Genomic DNA, 22397 nt, shown 5'->3' with positions numbered 1-22397 from the left:
CCGGGGCACTGTGCAGGAGTCTGCCGTTGTTGCGTTCCGGTACTGGCCGAAGATCTACAGCACTCGAACAAATGGCGTGTTCAACCGTTGCGCTCCCTGTTCACACTAGCAGTTGGCCAGTCGGTCGCAAGCGCCCTTTATCGGCGAAATAGTCCGCTTGATCGCGGCTGTTTCGCGGTTGTTACACTTATTGGATCCGTTCGCCAGCAGCGTAATCCGTCCTTTGCGCAGATCATGGAATTTGCGGTTGGCAAATATCCAGTGTGGGAGCCAGCCTGCTGGCGATGGCGATGGCGATGGCGATGGCGATGGCGATGGCGATGGCGGTGGGTCAGGTGGCTGGGATGTTGAATGTGCCGGCCTCATCGCGAGCAAGCTCGCTCCCACAGGGTTACTCATTGTCGGTCAGAGCGGCGCTGTCCAGCGTCTGCGGCAGGGGCTAATATGCCGCGATAAAACCACAATAACGACGTGACCGGCCTTGTATGAAAATCCACCCATTACCGCCACTCAACAGTCTGGTCGCGTTTGAAGCGGCGGCACGTCATTTGAGTTTCACCCTGGCTGCGCAAGAGTTGAACGTGACGCAAGGTGCAATCAGTCGACAGGTTCGGCTGCTTGAAGACTATCTGGGCAAGGTGTTGTTCGAACGCACCACCCGCACGATTCACCTGAGCCCAGCGGCCAGTCAGTACTATGAAACGGTGCGTGCGTCGTTGATGCAAGTCGCCCAAGCCACCGGCGAGATTCGCCATTGGCAGGGCGCCGAGCAGGTGACGGTCGCCACCAGTACCGCGATGGCTTCGCTGTGGCTGTTGCCGAAAGTGACCGAGTTTCAACGGGAGAACGAAGAGATCGACCTGCGGATCATCGCCCATGACCAGGTCAAGGATTTCTCTCGCCTCGATTGCGACCTGGCGTTGTATTACTGCAAGACACCGCCCCGCGACATGCAGGTCACGCCGTTGTTTTCCGAAGAGGTTTATCCGGTTTGCAGCCCCGCTTACCTTGCCAAATATCCAGCCTTGAACAAGCCCGAGGACCTGGCAGCCTGCACCTGGCTGTTTCTCGATGACCCGCAACGCGACTGGATTGGCTGGCCGGAGTGGTTCCAGAGTCAGGGCCTGAAAAATGTCGAGCCAAAACGCCGGATCAATATCAACAGCTACTCGATGCTGATCCAGTCGGCCATCAGCGGGCAGGGTATTGCGCTGGCCTGGTCCAATCTTGTCGACGATCACCTACAGAGCGGCGCGCTGATCCGTCCGCTCGATACCGTGCTGAGAACCGATGCGCAGTTTTGTTTGCTTGAGCCGTTGTCCCGTGGCGGCATGCGCCAGAGCGTCAAACGCTTTCGCAGCTGGTTGATGAATCAACTTCCGACACCGCCCCTGTAGGAGCTGTCGAGTGCAACGAGGCTGCGATCTTTTGTTTTGTTAAAAAGCAAAATCAAAAGATCGCAGCCTGCGGCAGCGACTACAGGGGAACCACGGTGCTGTCATATTCATGATCAAAAGTCATTAATCCCTCCCGAAATATCGTTTGTCGAGACACTCCCTGTTTTCCCAAACTTGCCGCCAGCGGACCCGGGCCAATGTGCCCGCCGATCATCCAAACCGTGCCCAGCAGGGGAAAACAATAATGACCACCCTCCAACAGATTCCAGTGCATCACCTTGAAACCGTCCTCAATCCGATCCACGAAGCGACCGGCCTGAGCAACGAGTTCTACACCGAGCAACGTTACTTCGAACTCGAACGCGATCAGGTCATGGGTAAAACCTGGGCCTGCGTCGGCTTCGCCAGCGACCTGGGCAAGGCCGGTTCGGTCAAGCCAATCGATTTCATGGGCCTGCCGTTGCTGTTGATGCGCAACCGCGAAGGCCTGGTGCAAGTGTTCCATAACGTGTGCAGCCACCGCGGCATGAAACTGGTGGAAGAGGCCGGCGAAGTGCAGGGCGTGATTCGCTGCCCGTACCACTCCTGGACTTACGACCTCAACGGCGGCTTGCGTGGCACGCCTCACGTTGGCGGTATTGACCAGCACAAGGACGAACGCTTCGCCTGTGAAAAACATGGCTTGAAAGCCATCCGCAGCGCGATCTGGATGGACATGGTGTTCATCAACCTTTCCGGCGATGCGCAGCCGCTTGAAGACATGCTGGCGCCGTTGACCAAACGCTGGACCCAGTTCCTCGGTGAAGACGGCATGAGCCTGATGCGCCGCCGCCCGGGTCATGACGCCACCACGCTGGACATCAACTGCAACTGGAAACTGGCCGTCGAGAACTACTGCGAGGCCTACCACTTGCCGTGGGTACACCCGAGCCTGAACTCGTACTCGCGTCTGGAAGATCACTACAACATCATTTTTGACGAACACTTCGCCGGTCAGGGCAGCTACGCCTACAACCTGTCGGACGTCGCCGGTACGCACCTGCCGAAATTCCCGGGCTGGCCGCTGGACCGCTTGCGCAACGCCGAATACGTCGCGTTTTTCCCGAACGTTCTGCTCGGCATCCAGGCTGACCATGCCTTCGCCATGCAACTGGAACCAGTCGCGCCGGGCCGCACCATCGAGCACCTACGCCTGTTCTATGTCGGCGACGAAGCCGCGAGCAGCGAAGAATTCAGCGCTTGCCGCGATGCAATCCTGGAGTCGTGGAAAGTGGTGTTCGCCGAAGACATCAGCTCCGTGGAAGGCATGCAGAAGGGTCGTCATTCCCCAGGCTACAAGGGCGGCGCGTTCTCGCCGGAAATGGACATTCCGACGCACTTCTTCCACCAGTGGGCTGCACGGCAGTTGCTCGCCATCACGCCGTCTGCCTGAGGAGAGGTCCCATGTATCCGATAGCCTCTCACTGGCTCAACTATATCGACGGGCAATGGAGCGACAGCGTCCAGCGCCTGACGGTGAACAACCCCGGCACCGCCGAACCCCTGGCGACCATCGCCCAGGCCACCGTGGCCGATGCCGAGCGTGCATTGCTGGCGGCGCGTCGCTGCGCCGACAGCGGCGAATTGACCCGCGTGCGCCCGGCGCAGCGTGTCACGTGGTTGCTGCGCATCGCCGAAGAAATTCGTGCGGTGGCGGACGAAGGCGCTTGGGTGCTGTGCCAGGAAAACGGCAAGCGCCTGAGCGATGCCAAGGACGAGTTCATCGAGGCGGCGCGCTACTTCGAGTATTACGCCGGCATGGCGGACAAAATCGAGGGCACCTCGATTCCGCTGGGCAACGGTTACATGGACTTCACCCTGTACGACCCGATGGGCGTTTCGGCCCAGATCGTACCGTGGAATTTCCCGGTGTCGATCTGCGCCCGTTCGCTGGCACCGGCACTGGCGGCCGGTAATGCGGTGGTGATCAAGTCCCCCGAGCTGTCCCCGCTGGGCATGTGCGTACTGATCCGCGCCATCGCCAAGGCTGGCTTGCCCGACGGCGCGGTCAACCTGATTTGTGGCCGTGGTCGCGAAGTCGGTGCGTATCTGGTCAGCCACCGTGCTGTCGATCAGATCGTGTTCACCGGTTCCGTTCCGACGGGGCAGTCGATTTTGCGCGATGCCGCGCAGCATGCGATTCCGAGTGTGATGGAGTTGGGTGGCAAGTCGGCGGCAATCGCTTTTGCCGACGCCGATCGTGAACAACTCCTGGCCAGCGTTCAGTCGGGGATTTTCTTCAATGCCGGCCAGGTCTGTTCGGCGATGTCGCGGCTGCTGGTACAGCGCGAGATTTATGAAGAAGTGGTCGAGGCCGTCGTTGCCATGGCCGAAGGGTTGAGTGTCGGTCTGGGTCAGGAGAATGCCGACCTCACGCCGGTCGTCAGCGCCGGGCAACTGACGGGCATCGAAGCCTTGTGCCGACGAGCCATCGAAGACGGAGCCGTAGCGGTTACCGGCGGTGAAGCCTTCGCTGACCGTGCCGGGCACTTCATGCGTCCGACCGTGTTCCGCGACGTCACCCCAGAGATGTGCATCGCTCAGGAAGAAGTCTTCGGGCCGGTGCTGGCGATCATGCCATTCGACACCGAAGAACAAGCCATCGCGATTGCCAACGGCACCGAATTTGGTCTGGTGGCCGGGGTGTTCACCCAGGACATCAGCCGCGCCATGCGTTGCACACGCCAGTTGAAATCCGGCCAGGTGTTCGTCAACGAATGGTACGCCGGTGGCATCGAGACGCCGTTTGGCGGTGTCGGGTTGTCGGGCTTCGGTCGGGAGAAGGGTCAGGAAGCCTTATACAGCTACGTGCGCACCAAAAACGTAGCGATCCGGATTGCTGGGGAGTGAACACCATGTTCAAGACTTGGCTTTGCATCGTTTGCGGCCTGATTTACGACGAGGCGCTGGGTTGGCCCGAGGATGGCATCCTCGCCGGCACGCGCTGGGAAGATGTTCCCGAAGACTGGATCTGCCCGGAATGCCACGTCGGCAAGGCTGATTTCGAAATGCTCGATATCAGTGAATACACGCAGGCGGTGACAGCCGTCAGCACGCCGCCGGTAGTGGTGGCTGCGCCTGTGGTTGCTGCGGCACCGCGCCAGCCGATCGTCATCATCGGCAGTGGTTATGCCGGTTATGGCCTGGCCCAGGCGTTGCGCAAGGCAGACCCCAAGGTCGAGATCCGCGTGCTGACGCAAGAGTCCGGGCATCTGTATTCGAAACCTGCGCTGTCGATCGGACTGTCCCAAGGCAAGAGTGCCGAGGCGTTGTCCGGCGAATCACCGCTGGCAATCGAGCAGCGCTTGAACATCCGCGTGTATCCGCACTGCAAGGTGTTGGGCATCGACAGTTCGGCGCGGCGCTTGCGTACCAGTTTCGGCGAAATGGACTATGGCCAGTTGGTGCTTGCCAGCGGTGCGCAGCCGATTCGCTTGCCGATTCAGGGCGATACGTCAGCGCTGATCAGCGTCAATAACCTGCAGGATTACCACGGGTTCCGTGAGCGTCTGACCGGTGTGCGGCGCGTCGCGATCCTGGGCGATGGCCTGATTGGTTGCGAGTTCGCCAATGACCTGGCCCACAACGGTTTCAGCGTCGATGTGATCGGCCTGGGTCGCTGGCCGATGGAGCGTCTGTTGCCGGCGGAGGCGGGGCAGGTACTGCAAAACGCTCTGAGTGATTTGGGAGTGAGGTGGCATCTGCAAAACACCCTGGAGGCCATCGATTCGACCACTCAGGGCTATCGCTTGAAACTCGCCAACGGCCAGACCATCGAGGCCGATCTGGTGTTGTCTGCCGTGGGTCTGCGTCCCGACCTGAGCCTGGCAGAGAGTGCCGGCGTAGTGGTTGGGCGGGGTATTCAGGTGAACGCTCAGTTGCAAACCTCGGTACCGGGCATCTTCGCCTTGGGTGACTGCATCGAGGTCGATGGGCAACTGTTGCCGTATCTGGCGCCGATCAACCAAGGCATTGCTGCGTTGAGCAAGACATTGCTTGGCCAACCCACGGCTGTCGACTACCCGTTGATGCCGGTAACGGTGAAGACGCCGGCGGCGCCGCTGTGTCTGTTGGCACCCGCTAACGCCGGCGAAGGTGAATGGCGCTGCACGCCGACCGACGATGGCTTGAGTGCCGGGTTCTACGACACCACGGGCCAGCTCAATGGTTTTGTCCTGCTCGGTCGTCAAGCGCAAACGCAACGCAGCGCATTGCTGCAGTCCTGTCAGCATTCCCAGCAGGCGGTTGCCTGAGGCTCGAATCATGAAAAACACCATCAACCTGCCATTCGATGACTCGAGCTGCGGCTGGTACGCGGCGCTGCCCGAGCAACCGTCCTGCCAACGTTTGTCCGGTGAGCAGCGTGCAGACTACGCCGTGATTGGCGCGGGTTTCGCTGGCCTCGCCGCTGCCCGCCGTCTGGCCGAGCATCATCCGCAGGCTCGTATCCTGCTGGTGGATGCGCAACGGGTCGCCCATGGCGCTTCGGGGCGCAACTCCGGTTTTGTGATCGACCTGCCGCACAAATTTGCCCTGGAGCATCCGGACCCTGCGCACAAACAGCGTTTGTTGTCGCTCAACCGTTCCGCGATTTCGCAGCTGCAAGGGCTGGTGCAAAACCATGGCATCGATTGCCAATGGTCCCATGCCGGCAAGTATCAAGGCGCCGTCGGCGCTCGTGGCGAGGCTTACCTCGATCATTTCGAACGCCTGATGAGCGACCTCGGCGAACCGTTCCGCAGGGCCGATTCCGCTGAGCTGGCCAAGGTGTTGGGCACCGGCCATTACAGCGGCGCCATCTACACCCCCGGCTGCTACCTGATGCAACCGGCAGCGCTGGTCACCGGCCTGGCTCGTACATTGCCGAGCAACGTCGAATTGCTGGAAGAATCCCCCATCCAGCGTCTGGAGCGCGACGGGCGTGGCGGCTGGATTCTGCATGGCACGGCTGGACTGATCCGCACCCCGCAACTGCTGTTGGGCACCAGCATCTTCACCCAGGAATTCGGTTATCTGCGCAATCGCCTGTTGCCGGTGATGACCTTCGCCAGTTGGACCCGCCCGTTGACCGATGCGGAACTGGCCACCTATGGCGGGCAACTCGATTGGGGCCTGACCCCGGCGGACCACGCCGGCACGACCGTGCGCATGACTCAGGATCGTCGGTTGATCATCCGCAACACCTATAAGCACGTACCCAAATACGGCCGCAGCACCAGCGATGGCATGCGCTCGAAAGTACGTGATTCGCACCGCAAGGCATTCCTGGCGCGCTTCCCGCAACTGGCCGACGTGCCTTTCAGTCATACGTGGGGTGGCGTCTATGCGATCTCGCGCAACTTCACCAATTTCTTTGGCGAGCTGGAACCGGGCGTGCATGCCTCGGCGTGTGACAACGGTGTCGGTGCAGCCTGGGGCACGATTTCCGGGACGATGCTCGCAGATCTTGCCGTCGGTGCCGATTCGGCGCAGCTGAACGATATTCGCGCCGTGACCGGCATGCCGTCGCTCAATCCGCCGGAGCCGTTCCTCGGCCTCGGTGTTCGTTCGCGCATTCATCTGGCGGCCTGGAACAGCCGGAGCGAGCTATGAGCCCTGCGGACAAAGGCAAAAGCGGCGTGCTGCGCATCGACCATCAGGACCTCGACTTTACCTTCCGTGGCGGTCCGCCCGGCGCCGCTTATGTAGCGCGAGCCCTCAGCAACGAAGTCTCGCCGAACATCGGTGTGGGCTTCGCCCGTTGGGAAGGTGCACAAGTCGCCTGGACGGTGCTCTACGACGAGGTGATTTTCGTGATCGAGGGTTGCTTCGAACTGCAGGTCGGCGACGAGCTTTTCCAGGTCACGCCTGGCCAGTTGCTGTGGATTCCCGAAGGCACCGAGCTGGTGTATGGCGGGCATGCGTTGTTCGGGTATGTGGTTCACCCCGGCAACTGGAAGCAACTTCACGGCTTGGCTTGACGCGCAATTATCGGGGGATCGGCACGGTGATAAAACTCACAAAAACCTTCGGCGCCCTCTATCTGGCCAGCTTGTTGATGCAGTTGGGATCGACCTTGCTGATGACCTATCTGGCGCTGCGTCTCAATGCGATGGGGTCGACCGAAACGGCAGGCGGTGCGCTGATGGCCGCCAATGCCTTGGGGATGGTGCTGGGTGGCTGGGTCGGGCGCAGCCTGATCGCGCAGGTCGGGCACATTCGGACCTATGCGGCTTGTGCCGGAACGATTGCGGCGGCGGTATTGGCGCATGAGTTCAGCACCTCCTTGCCATTCTGGCTGGTGCTGCGTGGGCTGGTCGGGCTGGCCATGATGTGCCAGTTGATGGTGCTGGAAAGCTGGCTCAACGATCAGGCCCGCACCGAGCAGCGCGGCAGTGTGCTGGCGCTGTACATGGTCGCCAGCTACGTCGGCATGATGCTCGGTCAACTGGCCTTGAGTCTCGACGAGGGGCTGGGCATCCGCGCACTGCTGGGTGTGGCGATGGTGTTCGCGCTGTGTTCGGTGCCAGTGGCACTCACCCGCAGCGCACATCCGACGGCGGTGCCTTCGGCCTCGATCGATCTGCGGTTGTTCCTGCGGCGCATTCCTCAGTCGTTGGTGACGATTCTGGTGTCCGGGATGATCAACGGCAGCTTCTACGGATTGGCGTCGATCTATGCGAGCAAGCAGGGCTTGGGCACGGCGCAGGTTGGCCAGTTCATGGCGTTGACCATCGGCGCCGGGCTGTTGGCGCAGTTGCCGCTGGGCTGGCTTTCGGATCGATTGCCCCGTGCGAGCCTGATTCGCGCAGTGGCGGTGTTGCTGGTGCTCATCAGCCTGCCGCTGGGCTTCGATCAAGCGCCTTCATTCATGACCTTGCTGTGGTTCGGCGCGGGCATCGGCTTTTTGCAGTTCTGCCTGTATCCGCTGGGCGTGGCGTTGGCCAATGACAATATGGAGCCACAGTTGCGCGTTTCGCTGTCGGGCATGCTGTTGATCACCTTCGGTGTCGGCGCCTGTTTCGGTCCGCTGATCGCGGGCGTGTTGATGGAGCACTTCGGCACTTCGAGCTTCTACTTTTTCTATGCGGGCAGTGCAGCGTTGCTTGCGCTGTGCGTGGGCCAGGCGAAAGTCACCGGCAAGCACCTGCAAAAGGATGCGCCACTGCAACACCCATCGACACCCAACGGGATCGCCAGCTCGAGCCTGGCGTCGGTTGTCGAGCCTGTCAGTGAGTGCGTGGACGGACGTTAAGCGAAGGAGGGCGGAGCGGATTTATTGATGCGTTTTTCTCATGAGTCGGTGACTAAAAATGGTTTGAACGACGGCCAGGTTTCAATCATCTTGGCGATGCTGCCAAAACCGAGATAGACCGGAATTAAACTGCAGATAAACAGCGCGCTGACATCAGTTGATATCAGGCGATAAGCATCTTGCGGAATACTCTCTAAAACCCTTAAACAAAAACAAAAGGGGAAAACAATGCGTGCGCAATCAGGCATGTTAAAAGGCTTGAACCCGAATGTGACAGTCGCTTCGATATTAGCGGTGATCTCATTTGTTCTATTTTGTGCATTTAAAGATGAGCAGGCAGCCAAGGCTTTTGAAATGGCTTCGGTGTTTATTCTGCATAACTTCAAGTGGTATTACCTCGCCCTGATCAGTGGCGTACTCGGTCTGCTGCTTTATATCTCTATCAGCCGTTTCGGCAATCTCAAACTGGGCACCGAACATGACCGGCCCGAGTTCAGCTTCGCCTCGTGGATTGCCATGCTGTTCAGCGCCGGGATGGGTATTGGCCTGATTTTCTGGTCGGTGGCAGAGCCCATGCTGCACTACGCCGACAACCCGTTCTCCAAGGGCCTGACGGACGAGTCGGCGACCCTGGCGATGCGCATCACGCTGTTCCACTGGGGCCTGCACCCGTGGGCGATCTTCTCCATGATCGGCCTCAGCCTGGCGTATTTTGCCTACCGTAAAGGTTTGCCGCTGGCCCTTCGTTCGTTGCTGTACCCGCTGATTGGCGACCGCATCTATGGCTGGATCGGTCATGTTGTCGACATTATGGGCGTGGTTATTACGGCGTTCGGTGTTTCGCAATCTTTGGGGTTGGGTGTCGTTCAAATCAATACCGGGTTGCATCAGGTATTTGGTATTCCGGTGAGTGTTGGGTTGCAGTTATCCATCATTCTGTTTGTCAGTATTGTTGCTTGCATTTCGCTACTTGCCGGGCTGTCCAAAGGTATGAAGCGTATCTCCACGCTTAATATGTATCTGTCCTTCATTTTAATGCTGGCGGTACTTGCGATTGGTCCGACTCGCTACATTCTGAACCTGATGTTTGAGTCCACCGGCGACTATGTACAAAACATCGTCGGCCTGAGCCTCTGGATGGACACGCAAAAAGACAGCGAATGGCAAAACTGGTGGACGGCGTTCTATTGGCCTTGGTGGATGACCTGGGGTCCCTTTGTCGGTCTGTTCATTGCACGGATTTCCAAGGGCCGGACCATTCGTGAACTGGTGATCGGCGCGTTGGTGGTGCCGACCATGGTGACCATTCTGTGGATGTCGGTGTTCGGTGGTGCGGCGTTGAAAAACGAACAGCAGGATCGTCAGGCTTACCAGGCGTCTGTCGCCAGCCAGGTCGTGACTCAGGAACAGCCGAAGTTCGAAGGCGGCACGGTGCTGCTCGCCACCAAGAAAGAAACCACGGCGGCCATGTTCACGCTGCTTCAGTCGCTTGATGGCCCGTCTATTGGTGCCGCGCTGTCGATATTGGTGTGCGTGTTGCTGGGTGTGCATTTTGTCACCACGGCGGATGCCGGAACCCAGGTGTTGTGCACCTTGTGTGCGTTGGGCAGCACCAATCCGCCGAACTGGATCCGGTTGCTGTGGTGCCTTCTGGAAGGTGCGATTGCGGCAGGTCTATTGCTGGCGGGCGGGCTGAAGGCGATTCAGATGGCGAGTATTGCTGCCGGTTTGCCGATTGCGATGTTGCTGCTGGTGATGTCGTACACCCTGATTCACAGCTTGCGTAAAGAGATGCCGAGCGTACCGGCGTGGACGCCAGCGGTGGATGGTTTGCCGGAAATTGAGCGTCGTGAATCGGTGGGGCGAGTGAATTCGTTGGCTGCTGCGCAGGCTTAAGGCGCGTTATCGTTGACGTCCATCGCTCGGTTATGTGAACGACGCAAATCCCTGTGGGAGCGAGCCTGCTCGCGATGGCGGCGTGTCAGGCAGCAGGGATGCTGGATGTGCCGGCCTCATCGCTAGCAGGCTAGCTCCCACAGGTTTATTGGGTGTCGCCGAAGTCTGCGCAGATGCGGTCATTCAGGCAGGGCGCGCTACCGTTAGCGTCCTGCATTCCCCCTCATTTCGTTAACAGTGTTTGTCCGGCGCTGCGCTGTTTGGCGCCGGGGTAAACACCTAGCATCGTCTCTACGGAATGAGCCCACGCCATGGGTTCACAACGTACAAGCAAACCCACTTGAACGAGACGGTGAACCTCATGAACATCTCAAAAATCGCGATTTTCCTTGCACTCAGTTGTATCGGTGCGCAGGCCTTTGCCGAAGAAAGCCACGCCAAAGTGTCGAGAGACCAGACACCGGTTGAGACTTACACCTACGGTTCGAAACTGGACGTGAAGAAGGTCATCTCCGTGACCGATGTTCCACCAGAGTGCGGCCCGGTTTCGGCACAAATGACTTATGAAGATTCCCAAGGTCAACGGCATGTCCTGCAGTATCAGGTCATGGGCACCGGGTGTTCGAACGGTTGAGTGCCGTGATGACGGTGGAGGGTCGACACTCCATCCGGGCAGGGCGGGTACATTCTTAGTTGTTTTTGGCGTGTTTTGACGAGCGCGCAATTTTGTCATCGGTCGCCAGCAACCCGGGCAGGTAGTCCTTCAGGAACTCCACCCAGGTTTTTATTTTTGCATCGACGAATTTTCGTGAAGGGTAGATCGCAAACAGGTTCAACTCTTCGAAATGATAGTCCGGCAGCACCCGCACCAGGGTGCCGGCCTTGAGGCCGGCCACGGCAGACGCAATGGGCTGAATGCCGATCCCCATGCCGCGGGTGATGGCAACGGTCATGGCATCGGCGGTGTTGACGTGAAACGGCGACACCGGGGTGCTGACGGTTTCCACGCCTTCCGGCCCTTCGAACACCCAGTGTTCAACCGGCATGATCGTATTGACGATCCTCAAGCAATCATGTGCTCCCAACGAACCCGGCGTGTCGGGCATTCCGCGTTTCTTCAGGTACGCCGGCGAGGCGCAGAGGATGCTGTAGGTGATGCCCAGCCGCTGCGCGACAAAGCCCGAGTCGGGCAAGTCCCGCGCCAGCACGATCGACATGTCATAGCCTTCCTCAAGCAAATCCGGCAGCCGATTGGTCAAGGTCAGATCAAACAGGACCGAGGGATGTGTCTCGCGGTATTGGGCGATGGCGTCGATCACGTAATGGTTGCCGATGGCCGACATCGCATGAATCTTCAAGCGGCCCACGGGGGTTATCTGTGCGGTGCCCGCTTCCTCCTCGGCTTCACGCAGTTCTTCCAGAATTCTCTCGCAGCGTTGCAAGTAACGTGTGCCGGCTTCGGTCAACGCCAGGCGTCGGGTCGTGCGGTTGATCAGGCGGGTTTGCAGACGGGCTTCCAGACTGGAAACCGCTTTGGAAACGTTGGTCGTGGTGGTGTCCAGCAACTGGGCCGCTGCGGTAAAGCTGCCGCTTTGGGCGACCGCCATGAAGCAGCGCATGGTCTGGAAAACATCCATCGGTTTCACCTCAAGGTATAGCCAAAAAAAGGGACGGTCGGTGCCGTCCCTTATCGTGCATTACTGTTTGCGCGGGATGAATCCCGGCACACCCGTCTCGACCACCGAATTGAAGCGTATCCGTGTTGTGATCTCTTCGCGAATTTCCAGCATGGCCCGGTGCGGCAAGGTAGCGATATCGAAGTTTTCGCGGATACGGCTCGGTGTTGCTGAAGTAGTCAGGAACGCTACACCCCGTTGCACAGCCCAGGCCAGTAATACTTGGGCCGGGGTGCGCTGCAAATGCCGGGCGATCCCGGTAATCACCTCGTCTTCCAACACGTTCGGCTCCATGCCATGCCCGAGCGGGGCAAAGGCGAGGACCACGATGCCATGCTCCTTGCAGAACTCCAGCAGTTCCCATTCCGGCAAGTATGGGTGGGATTCGACTTGCACCACGGCGGGTTTGATCCGTGCCTCGGCCACGATCTCTTTCAGCGCTTCGAGGGTGATATCGGACAAGCCGATTGCTCCGCAACGACCCTCATCCACCAGTTGCTCAAGCGCGCGCCAAGTGTCGATCAACTTCACGTCGCCGTCGTAGAGGATATGCCCGAAAGCATCCCGCGGGTCTTGATCGTCGCCCGCCTTGAAGGCGAAAGGCGTGTGGATCAGGTAGCAATCGATGTAGTCCACCTGGAGCCGACGGCAACTGGCTTCGAACGCCGGCAACACGCGCTCGGGACGATGGTTGGTGTTCCACAGTTTGGTGGTGATGAACAAGTCTTCGCGCCGCGCCTTACCCGCGTCCATGAATGCCTTGAAGGCAACGCCAACACTTTCTTCGTTGCGATACCGCTCGGCGCAATCGAAATGGCGGAACCCGGTTTCCAGCGCGTGGGTGATCGCCTCGGTGGTGACGCTCAGGTCCTTGAACAGGGTGCCGAAGCCGACGGCGGGCATTTTCCCCGTACCGTGATTCAGCGCAAATTTTGTATCGCGAAGTTCATCGTGAAAGGCTTCGTAGGACATGTCATTACTCCAAATATCGAGGCCGCAGCCTCTACTGATACGGACGTTGTGGGGCTTCGCGGCTGGCAACCCGTTGCTCGAAGACGCCGATGGAATTGCCGCCGAGGGCTACAAACAGCTGCACGGTGTCGAGGTACTGCGCGGTCTTCACGCGGATATGGCCCAGCAACGACTGTTGATAGGCGCGCTCGGCTTCCAGCACCTGGAGGATGCTGTTCTCGCCTTGGGCGTAGGCTTGCTGGTTCAACCGCAGGCTGGTTTCGGCCGCTTGCAGAGCATCTTCCTGGGCACGGAATTCTTCCGCGTCGTGATTGATCGCTTGCAGCGTGTCCGCGACCTGGCCGAACGAACTGATGACGGTCTGCTGATAGCCGGCGAGCGTCGCGTTGTAGCCTTCGACGGCTGCCTGCTGCTCAGCCTTGAGGGTTCCGCCGTTGAAGATCGGTGCCGTCAGGCCCGCAGCAAAACCCCAGAGCGCGGCACCGCCATTGCCTGAAGCGGCCTGGGCCAGCGACGCCGACAGCGTCACCCGCGGATAGAGATTGGCGGTCGCCACGCCAACGGCGGCGCTGGCGATGTGCAGCTCGGCCTCGGCCTGGCGCACGTCCGGCCGGTCGTGGGCCATTTCCGAGGGCAGGCTGACCGGCACGTTCGACGGCAAGGCGAACTCGTCGAGGTGGAAATCCGGCGCGATCCAGTCAGCCGGGCCTTTGCCGGTCAGGATCGACAGCGCATGGCGGGCCGCATCACGTTGCTGGGCCAATGGCGGCAGCAGCGTGCGGTCCTGGGCAAGCCGCGTCTCGGCCAGCGAAACATCAATCTGCGTGGTCGTGCCGTTGATCAGCGCCGCGCGCACCAGTTCGAGGTTCTTGGCGTCGTTGGCCAGCAGTTTCTCCACGGCCAGGATTTGCGCATTCGCCGATGCGATCAACAACGACTGGCTCGCAACCTCGCCGGTCAGGGTCAGATACGCCGCTTCATAGCGATGCGTTTGCAGATCGGTGAACGCTTGCTGCTGTTCGACCAGCCGTTTATTGCCACCGAACACATCCAGGTCGAAACCGACCCGTGGTCCGATCGCATAGAAATTGGAGATCGAAGGTTCCTTGGCGTTGTGCACCCGTTGACGACCCGCCGTTGCGCCGAAGTCGACCTGCGGGTACAGCGCACCTTGCGCCGCCGCTACGGATTGAGAGGCTTGGCGAATGGTGGCGTCGGCAGCGACCAGTTCAAGGTTGCCGTCGATGGCCCGGCGCACGACCTGGTCGAGCTTGGGCGAGCGGAAGGCCGACCACCATTGCCCACTGATTTTCTGGCCAAGCGCGATGCGCTGCTGGCCGCCGAGATGTTGTTCGGCCTGTTGATCGTAATGCTGCGACGGGCTCGCTTCAGGTGTTTTGAAGTCAGGACCGACAGTGCAGGCCGAGAGAAAAACCAGCGCCGACAATGCCGTGAGTTTCGGTTGGAACAGATGACTGGATTTCATTGTGCACACTCCACGAAAACTAGTTGGCCGCAGCGGGTTTGCGAAGAAAGAGAATCAGCGGGCTGACCACCAGCATTGCCACCATCAGGATCTTGAACTGGTCGACAACGGCGATGAACGCAGCCTGGTGGGTGATCAGGTGGTTGAGCCCTTCAAGTGTCGGCAGCGGCAACGATGCGGTGCCGAAATGCGCGGCGGCGCTGTAGGGCGTCACGTTGTTGCCAAGCGCCAGATGCATCGCCTGCGTATTGTTGAAGAAGAAAATCTGCACGATCGCCACGCCGATGGTGCTGCCGTAAACACGGGAAAGATTGAACAGACCAGTGCCTTCCGGGCGCAGCTTGGGGTCGAGTGTGCTGAACGCAACCTTGGTCAGCGACGGCATCAACATGCCGATGCCGATCCCCTGGATCGCGCCGGTCAGCGCAACCGGCGACCAGTCCATCAACGGCGAATAGCCGAGCATCAACCAGTTGGCATAAATCACCGCGCCCGCGCCTGCCGCCACGAACCACCGACGGTCGAAACGCTCAGGCACACGCCCCATCAGCAGGAACGCGCCCACCAGCCCGATACCGCGCGGGATGGTCAAGGCACCGGTGGTGTCAGGCGGGTAGCCGAGGATTTCATCGAGCATCGGCGAGGTCAGGGCCATGGTCGACAACAGCACGAAACCGACGGCGAAAAAGATGATCGTCGACAGCACGAAATTGCGATCGCGGAACAGGCTCTTGTTGAGAAAATGCGCCTGTTTGGTGAACACATGCACCAGGAACAAGTACAAACCCAGCCCGCTGGCCAGCGCCTCGATCCAGATTTCCGGCGAGTCGAACCAGTCCATGCGTTCACCACGGTCGAGCAGCATTTGCAGGCTGATCAACGCCAGCGTGAAGGTGCCAAAACCAAAGAAGTCGAACGCCGGCGCCTTTGCGGCTTTCTTCTCGGTGAGCAACAGCGCTACGACCAGGAAGATGTACGCCGACAACGGCAGGCTGACGTAGAAGATCGGACGCCAGTCGAAATGTTCGGCGATCCAGCCACCGATGCTCGGGCCGCTGACGATGCCCACGAGCACGATGGCGGTCCAGGTCGCGCCGAACTTCATGCGCTTCTCGGGCGCCAACATCTCCATGGCAATCGCCATCGACAGCGGCGCCAGCACACCACTGGCCAAGCCTTGAATAATGCGTGCACCGATGAACTCCAGCGGCGTGCTGGAAACAGTGGCCAGCAGCAAACCGAGCACGAAGAACGCCAGCGCGGCTTGATACACAAGCTTCAAGCCAAAGCGCCCGGCAAGCCACTGGGCAATCGGCATGGTGATCGCGCTCGCCGCCAGGTACGCGGTGAAAATCCAGCCCGCCTGGTCGTCGGTCATCGACAGGCTGCCTTGAATCAGCCGCAATACCGCATTGGGCAACGGCAGGTTCGCCGACTGCATGTAAGTCGTGAGCAGAACGGCCAACCTGAGCGAGCGCGCACTGCTTGCATTCGGGGTTGTATCTGCATGGGCGTTCATTAGAAGTTACCTGCCGTCAGCAACGATTTGAGCGGATACCACCATGGCGTGCTGTAACCGGTGTCGACCTTTACCGTGGCGCTGGTGCCAGAAAACAGCGGCAGGGCAGGGTCGGCGTCCTCCAGTTCGAGGCGAACCGGTACCCGCTGAACCACCTTGACCCAGTTGCCGGTGGCGTTTTCCGGCGGCAGCAGGGCGAAGTCCGAACCGGCACCGGGGCTCATGCTGGTGACGTGGGCCTTGAACACGCGATCCGGGTAGGTGTCGATGCGAATGGTCGCTTCCTGGCCGGGGCGCATGTGCGTGACCTGCGTTTCGCGGAAGTTGGCCTCGATCCAGATCTCGTGGTCGGAAATCAGCGCAAATGCAGGCGCGCCGTTGTTGAGGTAGTTGCCCACCTGCAAGTCGTCGACCTTGGCGACGATGCCGTCGGCCGGCGCATAAACCGTGGCGTACGCGAGGTACAACTGCGCTTCGTCCAGATGGGCCTTGGCTTCACGAACGCTCGGATGACTGTCGGCTTCGATGTTCGGGTTGCCGTTCAAAGCCACAACGGTGCTGGCGATTTGTTGCTCGATGGACGCAATGCGCTGCCGTGACACCTTGAGGTCGGTTTCCGAGCGTTCAAAAAGGGAGCGGGAAACGAATTCGGTCGCCACCAGCGCTTTCTTGCGGGCAAATTCCTTCTGGTCGAAGCCCGCCGACTCTTTCGCCGATTGCAGTTCCGCCTGTTGCTGGCGATAGCTGGCCTTGAGACCGTCGATGCGCAACCGCGCGACGCTCAGTTGCGCTTCGGCACGATCGATTGCGATCTGCAACGGCTTGGGATCGATGCGAAACAGCACCTGGCCCTTGGTGACCTTCTGATTGTCTTCAACGGCGATTTCTACAACCTGGCCGGAAATCCGCGCGTTGATCGAAGCCTTGGCCACCCGGGCGTAGGCGTTATCAGTGGTGACGAAGGGTACGCCGGCAACGTAGTGGGCGTAGCCAACGGCGGCGAAGAGGGCGGGCAGGCCCACCATCAGCCATGGCCGCAGTTTTTCCTTCAAGGGTTTCTTGATGGGCGATTGGGCCGCGAAGGCCTGGGAAGCCGGGATATCGATTTGGGTAGTCATGATCGAAAGCACCTTTAACCGGGGAATTCGGGCCTGGAGCTATCGCCTGGCGCCGATGTGAATAAATGCTGTTTGAAAGCAAACCCGCAGGCGGTTGGGAGGATCGCTCCGCCGCCTCTGTTTCGTCGCTGCAACACCCGGTTCGAGCTTCGCGTGAACAAACATGGATCAAGGAATTTGTGGTTCCTTATTTTTGTGCGATGGTGTAAAAATATCCCCACATTCACCTTCCTGCAAGGATTTTGTACGACATGGCACAAAATAAACTGACAGAGGGTAAAGGCCGCGGCCGGCCCCGCGCATATGACCCGCAGACAGCGCTGCAACAAGCGCTCGGTGTTTTCTGGAGCACCGGCTATTCCGGCGCGTCCCTGGACAGCATCGCCACGGCGGCGGGAATGAATCGCCCGAGCCTCTACGCGGCGTTCGGCGACAAGCATTCCCTGTACATCAAGGCGCTGGAGCAGTACTGGGAAGTGGCCTCCGCCGAGATGCAGGCGGCGCTGACAGACACCGGCCTGACGTTGCGTGAGGCGCTGTTGCGTTTTTATGAGGGGCAGTTGTCGATCTACTTCTCGGGCGAAGGCCAACCACGCGGCTGCTTCGCGATCGGCACGGCGACTACCGAAGCGGTTGAGGACTCGGAAATTCGCGCGGTGCTTTCGGACCGGCTCAGCCGCCTGGACGCAGACCTGGAAGTGCGCCTGCGAACGGCTATCGAATCCGGCGAACTGAAAGGCGATGTCGACGCGGCGTCCCTGGCGGTACTGGCATCATCGCTGCTGCACAGCATTTCGATCCGCGCGCGGGCGGGTAAGTCCCGCAGCGAGCTGACCGACCTCGCCCGTAATGCGGTGAGTGTGATCTGCGGTGAGTGAAGGGCTCGAAGACATTCTGGCCGAGCGACTGGCGGTGGTGTTTTGCGGGATCAACCCCGGCATGACCGCCGCCGCCCAGGGGCATCACTTTGCGGGCCGGGGCAATCGCTTCTGGCGCACGCTGCATTTGGCCGGTTTTACCCCGGAGCAAGTGCGCCCGGAAAACGATCGGACGATTCTTCAGTATCAGTGCGGTTTGACTGCGGTGGTCGACCGACCGACGGCGCGGGCGGATCAGTTGTCGCTGTATGAGTTCGCCGCAGCGGCGGCGGCTTTCGAACAGAAGATCGCCCGTCATGCGCCACGTTATGTGGCGTTTCTGGGGAAAGCGGCGTACTCGGCGCTATCCGGTCAGCGCAACGTGGCGTGGGGACTTCAGGAGAGGACTTTCGGCAATGCGGCCGTGTGGATCTTGCCCAACCCCAGTGGGCGAAATCTCTCGTTCAGCCTGGAGCAATTGGCGGTTGCCTATCAGCAACTCAGGCGGACCGCATTCGAGCCGACTCAGTAATTCATCCCGTCATCAATCGCGATGCCTTGCGCACGCATGGCTTTGATCAGTTCGCCACGGGTGCCGGGCAGGTTGAGCATGGTTTTGGCGCGCAACGTCGCAACTTCTTCTGCGCTGTAAGGCTGATAGTCCGCCGGCATGCTCTGGCCGGCCATACCGTCTTCACGCATCAGCCAGTTGAGCAAGTCCGCCAGTTGCGCGTTGTTCAACGCCGATTGCGACATGCCCGGCACGCGAACCAGGAATTCGCGGCCGCCGGGGACTTTCAGGAAGTTGCCGACAAAGCCTTTCATCCGTGGCGTGTCATTGGCAGCGGAACCGGTGCCGTCGCCCAAATGGCAGCCGGCGCATTGCAATTGGTAGTTCACGCCGACGCTGTAGTTGGCCTCGGCGATGGGCTTTTGCAGTTCTTCGTTGCCCGGCGCATGGCGCTGGCCAGGGTTGGGAATGGCCCGGGCGTACACCTGTGGGGTGATGAGCAGGCAGGCCAGGCCCAGGGAAAGCAACATACGCATGACAAGTACCTTTTGCGGGTGGCAGGTCTTACCAAAAGAAAAAAAACAGCAGACGTATAAAGAAAAAAACCGCCGATTGCCCAGGCAACCGGCGGTAAATCGCGTGTCAGACCGCGACGCCGCGAATGATCGAAACGGTGCAGTGATAGATGTGCGATTTGGCGGCCAGGCACCAGTTCACATCGTTGTTGTTGAACGGGCGGTAGGCCGGTTCTTCACTGTCGTTACGGGTGCAGGCGCACTGCGCGCAGCTTTGTTTACCGCAGCAGTCGTTGTACGAAATGATGTAGTCCTTGCCGTCGGCCGGGTTGCGGCAGGTGCCGATCCAGGTCACTTGCGAAGCTTCGGTGCCCGGAGGGCAGGATGTCACCGAACCACCGCAGCAGCTGCACAGAAAACCGTCGATGGAGCAGTAGCGCCAGTAGTCGCAGCTGTTCGGATCACCGGGGTCGCCGGCCTTCGGGTCAGTCGCGGCCAATGCCTTGCTGGTGCGATCCAGTGGCAGCAGCAGGGGCAGGGCGGCACCGGCCACCATCAGCGAGCCCATACGCGACAGCAGTTTGCGACGCGAGGTGGTGTCGGCAACACGGCGCGTCGAGCGCTCGAACAACAGATCCAGCAGTTTCATAAACGTCTCCCTGCCTTATCAGTGGCTATGGCCGTGGCTGTGGTCATGATCGTGAGGCTGAGCATTGAGGTACTGCTGCAGCGTGGCGTGCTTCAAGTGCTCGACTTCGAACAGGCTGTCCAGGTGTTCGCGAGAGTTGACCAGGCCTTTGGCGCGCAGGGTGCCGGACTTGTCGATCAGCGCCGCGTACGGCAGCTTGCCGATCTGGTAGGTCATGCCCACTTCCGGGCCGACCACATAAGTGGCGTCTTCCAGTTTGTGTTCGCGGATCAGCGCTTGCTGGGCGTCCATGTCGCCATCGCTGACAAACACCACGTCGAGCGTGCCGGCCTGTTCCTTGGCGATGGATTTGATCGCCGGCAGCAAGGATTTGCAGATCGGGCAGGTCGGCGAGAGGAAGAACAGCAGTTGCGATTTTTCACCGGCATAACCGAAGTTCACCGGGCGACCGTTACGGTCGGCGGCGGTGATTTGCGGTGCGGCTTCGTTGACGGCCACGCCTTTGTCGACCATCAGTGCGCCAGCCGGAGCCAGGCGACCGTGCAGCACACCAATCTGCCGAACCAGGCCCATGACGACAAACGCCACGGCCACCAGCAGCACCCAGAGCAGAACGTTGGAAACTATCAAGCCTTCCATTTTGATTACCTACCAATCAATTTGAGCAGAAGAGGGGAGTTCGCCATCAGGCCAGCGGCCGCGGCGTAGATGAGCAGCGCGACAGCGGCGGAAGCCACGGTGACGAAGCCATCGAACACAGTCATGTCACGCACCACCGGCGTCACGCTGGCCAGCAGCGCTACCGCTACCAGCACGCTGTTGCGCAGCAGCAGGACCGGGCGCAGCGGTTGCGCCTGGTCCGGGCCGGCACAGCCGCAGTCGATGTCACGACGACCGCGCCACAGGTTGATGCCGATAGCGGCGGCGTACAGCGCCAACAGGCTGGCCGCACTCAACGCTGCCCAGCCCCGGCTGACCGGAACCAGTAGCGCGAAAGCGATGGCCAGTTCCAGCAGCGGAATCAACCGCGCGCTCGTGCGCACCAGCGCAGCGGGCAGCAGTTGATAGTCCGCCACTTGCTTGGCGAAGCGCGCCGGGGCCCGCACCTTGTGGGTCGCAGCACTGGCCAGCAGTGCCGAAATGGCGAGCGCGCTGGCAATGATGAAGATCGGATCTGATTGCATGGCCGAACCTCGTTTAGTAGCTCATGACCTGAGTCGCGGTCTTCGCGACTTTTGCCATGCTGCCGGTGTGCTTGTTGGTCTTGAGGTCGAAAATCTGCAAGCCACCTTCGACGTCGGCGCCGAGCAACAGCGGCTTGTCGTCACCGGTTGCCTGCATGCTCCACACCGGTGCCGGGGCTTCCAGGGTGGCGATTTTCTTCATGGTCTTGAGGTCGTAGGCCCAGATGAAAGTGCTCGGGTCTTCCCACTTCATCGGTTCGTGAGCGTCGTGCATCAGCACGTACAAGCGGTTCAGCTTCGGCGCGACGGCCATCAGCTGCCAGCCGCCCGGTGCCCAGCCGGCCTTCTTTTCCTCGTCGGTGGTCAGCGACCAGCTCGGCAGGATTTTCGGTGTGTCGCCGGAGAAATCCACGGCGCGTACGGTGCCGGTGGTCGTGGTGAAGTAGTAGGTGTCGCCGACATTGACCGCACGCTCGACCAGTTTCTCGGCGTTCGGGTCGAAGAACGGCGTGCGGTTGCGCGCGGTTTCCTGGCCCTGATCGTTGAGTGTCACCACTTGCAGGCTGCCGTCGCCGCACAGCGAGGCGAAACGACGCTTGCCGACCGGGTAGTTGAGCACGCAGCCGGGGATCGCGATTTCGGTCGCGACGGCTTTGGTCTGGGTATCCACCACGGTGACCGAGGTCGACGGGGTGAAGTTGTAGACGTAGACGAAGCGGTCATCGCCACTGGTCTTCAGGCCGTAGCGCTGGGTCAGCGACTCGGCGCGCTTGTTCGGGATCAGCACTTCCCAGGCCGGCGACAGGGTCGAAGTGTCCCAAGCGGTCAGCACGTCGGTGCGGGTGCCGCGGGTGCCACGCGAATACCAGATGTCGGCGCTGTAGAGCAGCTTGCCGTCATGGCTCAGGGCCGAAGGTGCGGCGAAACCGGTCGGCACCATGCCCAACACACGCTTCTGGTCGGGGTCGACCACGGTGACACGGCCGGCGACGAAGCTTTCGAACTCGACATCGACGACAAACGCGCGATGCGGTTCAGCGGGGAATGCCAAGGTGGTCTGGCCGATGGTGTCGGCGGGCAAATCCGCACGGGCACTGTTCAAACCGAGTACAAGCAGGCTCAGGCCTAGCGCTGACTGTACGGAGATCCTGTTTGTTCGCATAAGGGGAACTTCCTGAATTGTTGGTAACGCGGATCGCGGGTGAGTGGGCAGATTCTGACCATCGAATAGTGCCTCGCCCGGCAAATCGGGGAATTGCGCTGCCTGCCAAGTGTTTGTGTATCTGTGCCAGTGTCACTGACATGCCACAGAACGGGGGTATGCGATCCCCTGTGGCGAGGGAG

At 60.3% G+C, this 22397-nt stretch carries 22 protein-coding genes and 1 pseudogene; 12 read left to right on the top strand and 11 right to left on the bottom strand.

What is annotated here, in order from left to right; genetic code table 11:
* Window positions 1-485 precede the first annotated feature (485 nt).
* From V6Z53_RS21360 to V6Z53_RS21325, 8 genes and pseudogenes are all read left to right on the top strand, one after another.
* Window positions 486-1397, top strand: coding sequence for a LysR substrate-binding domain-containing protein (locus tag V6Z53_RS21360; protein ID WP_338581603.1), 912 nt, complete (start codon window positions 486-488; stop codon window positions 1395-1397).
* 244 nt (window positions 1398-1641) lie between these two features.
* A complete protein-coding gene (locus V6Z53_RS21355; RefSeq protein ID WP_338581602.1) occupies window positions 1642-2829 on the top strand; it encodes an aromatic ring-hydroxylating dioxygenase subunit alpha in 1188 nt (395 codons plus the stop codon).
* A gap of 11 nt (window positions 2830-2840) precedes the next feature.
* A complete protein-coding gene (locus V6Z53_RS21350) occupies window positions 2841-4286 on the top strand; it encodes an aldehyde dehydrogenase family protein (RefSeq protein WP_338581601.1) in 1446 nt (481 codons plus the stop codon).
* Window positions 4287-4291: 5 nt separating this feature from the next.
* A pseudogene (locus V6Z53_RS21345) lies at window positions 4292-4456 on the top strand (rubredoxin); the annotation flags it as partial.
* Complete coding sequence (locus tag V6Z53_RS21340) at window positions 4445-5689, top strand: FAD-dependent oxidoreductase (protein WP_338586546.1); 1245 nt, start codon at window positions 4445-4447, stop codon at window positions 5687-5689. The pseudogene V6Z53_RS21345 and the gene V6Z53_RS21340, both read left to right, overlap by 12 nt.
* Window positions 5690-5699: 10 nt before the next feature.
* Window positions 5700-7028, top strand: coding sequence for an FAD-dependent oxidoreductase (locus V6Z53_RS21335; protein ID WP_338581600.1), 1329 nt, complete (start codon window positions 5700-5702; stop codon window positions 7026-7028).
* Window positions 7025-7396 (top strand): ethanolamine utilization protein EutQ, encoded by a 372-nt coding sequence (locus V6Z53_RS21330; RefSeq protein WP_338581599.1) that lies wholly within the window; start codon window positions 7025-7027, stop codon window positions 7394-7396. The genes V6Z53_RS21335 and V6Z53_RS21330 overlap by 4 nt, the downstream gene beginning before the upstream one ends.
* Window positions 7397-7422: 26 nt before the next feature.
* Window positions 7423-8670 carry an MFS transporter gene (locus V6Z53_RS21325; RefSeq protein WP_338581598.1) on the top strand — a complete coding sequence of 416 codons (1248 nt, stop codon included), beginning with the start codon at window positions 7423-7425 and terminating at the stop codon, window positions 8668-8670.
* 38 nt (window positions 8671-8708) lie between these two features.
* Here V6Z53_RS21325 and V6Z53_RS21320 read toward each other — a convergent pair whose 3' ends face one another.
* A complete protein-coding gene (locus tag V6Z53_RS21320; RefSeq protein ID WP_338586599.1) occupies window positions 8709-9056 on the bottom strand; it encodes a hypothetical protein in 348 nt (115 codons plus the stop codon).
* Between V6Z53_RS21320 and V6Z53_RS21315 the strand changes: the two genes are divergently transcribed.
* Both V6Z53_RS21315 and V6Z53_RS21310 read left to right on the top strand, forming a co-directional pair.
* Complete coding sequence (locus tag V6Z53_RS21315) at window positions 8941-10566, top strand: BCCT family transporter (RefSeq protein WP_338586545.1); 1626 nt, start codon at window positions 8941-8943, stop codon at window positions 10564-10566. The genes V6Z53_RS21320 and V6Z53_RS21315 overlap by 116 nt on opposite strands.
* A 361-nt stretch (window positions 10567-10927) precedes the next feature.
* Window positions 10928-11200: a DUF2790 domain-containing protein gene (locus tag V6Z53_RS21310; RefSeq protein WP_191630508.1), complete on the top strand. Its 273-nt coding sequence runs from the start codon at window positions 10928-10930 to the stop codon at window positions 11198-11200.
* Between the two features lie 55 nt (window positions 11201-11255).
* Here V6Z53_RS21310 and V6Z53_RS21305 read toward each other — a convergent pair whose 3' ends face one another.
* Genes V6Z53_RS21305 through V6Z53_RS21285 form a run of 5 tightly spaced genes read right to left on the bottom strand, consistent with a single transcriptional unit; the run spans window position 11256 to window position 17337 of the window.
* Complete coding sequence (locus tag V6Z53_RS21305; protein ID WP_338581597.1) at window positions 11256-12203, bottom strand: LysR family transcriptional regulator; 948 nt, start codon at window positions 12201-12203, stop codon at window positions 11256-11258.
* Between the two features lie 60 nt (window positions 12204-12263).
* Window positions 12264-13214, bottom strand: a complete 951-nt coding sequence (locus V6Z53_RS21300; RefSeq protein WP_338581596.1) for an aldo/keto reductase — start codon at window positions 13212-13214, stop codon at window positions 12264-12266.
* Between the two features lie 31 nt (window positions 13215-13245).
* The gene (locus V6Z53_RS21295) at window positions 13246-14700 is read right to left on the bottom strand and encodes an efflux transporter outer membrane subunit (protein ID WP_338581595.1); all 1455 of its coding nucleotides are present in this window, start codon (window positions 14698-14700) and stop codon (window positions 13246-13248) included.
* 19 nt (window positions 14701-14719) lie between these two features.
* Complete coding sequence (locus tag V6Z53_RS21290; RefSeq protein ID WP_338581594.1) at window positions 14720-16219, bottom strand: DHA2 family efflux MFS transporter permease subunit; 1500 nt, start codon at window positions 16217-16219, stop codon at window positions 14720-14722.
* Window positions 16219-17337, bottom strand: a complete 1119-nt coding sequence (locus V6Z53_RS21285; RefSeq protein ID WP_338581593.1) for an HlyD family secretion protein — start codon at window positions 17335-17337, stop codon at window positions 16219-16221. Before V6Z53_RS21285 ends, V6Z53_RS21290 begins: the two co-directional genes overlap by 1 nt.
* 251 nt (window positions 17338-17588) lie before the next feature.
* Between V6Z53_RS21285 and V6Z53_RS21280 the strand changes: the two genes are divergently transcribed.
* The gene (locus V6Z53_RS21280) at window positions 17589-18215 is read left to right on the top strand and encodes a TetR/AcrR family transcriptional regulator (protein ID WP_338581592.1); all 627 of its coding nucleotides are present in this window, start codon (window positions 17589-17591) and stop codon (window positions 18213-18215) included.
* Complete coding sequence (mug, locus tag V6Z53_RS21275) at window positions 18208-18726, top strand: G/U mismatch-specific DNA glycosylase (RefSeq protein WP_338581591.1); 519 nt, start codon at window positions 18208-18210, stop codon at window positions 18724-18726. The genes V6Z53_RS21280 and mug overlap by 8 nt, the downstream gene beginning before the upstream one ends.
* On the opposite strand, the gene V6Z53_RS21270 is transcribed toward mug, so the two are convergent.
* The 5 genes from V6Z53_RS21270 to V6Z53_RS21250 form a co-directional block, all read right to left on the bottom strand.
* Window positions 18720-19241, bottom strand: a complete 522-nt coding sequence (locus tag V6Z53_RS21270) for a cytochrome C (RefSeq protein WP_338581590.1) — start codon at window positions 19239-19241, stop codon at window positions 18720-18722. The genes mug and V6Z53_RS21270 overlap by 7 nt on opposite strands.
* A gap of 106 nt (window positions 19242-19347) precedes the next feature.
* Window positions 19348-19869: a methylamine dehydrogenase light chain gene (locus tag V6Z53_RS21265; RefSeq protein WP_027620621.1), complete on the bottom strand. Its 522-nt coding sequence runs from the start codon at window positions 19867-19869 to the stop codon at window positions 19348-19350.
* Window positions 19870-19887: 18 nt separating this feature from the next.
* Entirely contained in the window at window positions 19888-20508 is a 621-nt protein-coding gene (mauD, locus tag V6Z53_RS21260) for a methylamine dehydrogenase accessory protein MauD (protein WP_338581587.1), read from the bottom strand.
* Between the two features lie 5 nt (window positions 20509-20513).
* The gene (locus V6Z53_RS21255) at window positions 20514-21053 is read right to left on the bottom strand and encodes a MauE/DoxX family redox-associated membrane protein (RefSeq protein ID WP_338581586.1); all 540 of its coding nucleotides are present in this window, start codon (window positions 21051-21053) and stop codon (window positions 20514-20516) included.
* A 13-nt stretch (window positions 21054-21066) separates the two neighbouring features.
* The gene (locus V6Z53_RS21250) at window positions 21067-22215 is read right to left on the bottom strand and encodes an amine dehydrogenase large subunit (protein ID WP_338581584.1); all 1149 of its coding nucleotides are present in this window, start codon (window positions 22213-22215) and stop codon (window positions 21067-21069) included.
* Window positions 22216-22397 lie beyond the last annotated feature (182 nt).

Source organism: Pseudomonas sp. MAG733B, assembly GCF_036884845.1.
In the GTDB taxonomy this organism is placed as follows: domain Bacteria; phylum Pseudomonadota; class Gammaproteobacteria; order Pseudomonadales; family Pseudomonadaceae; genus Aquipseudomonas.
The sequence above is the reverse complement of the archived record's forward strand: the minus strand, read 5'-3'. Positions and strand labels throughout refer to the sequence as shown.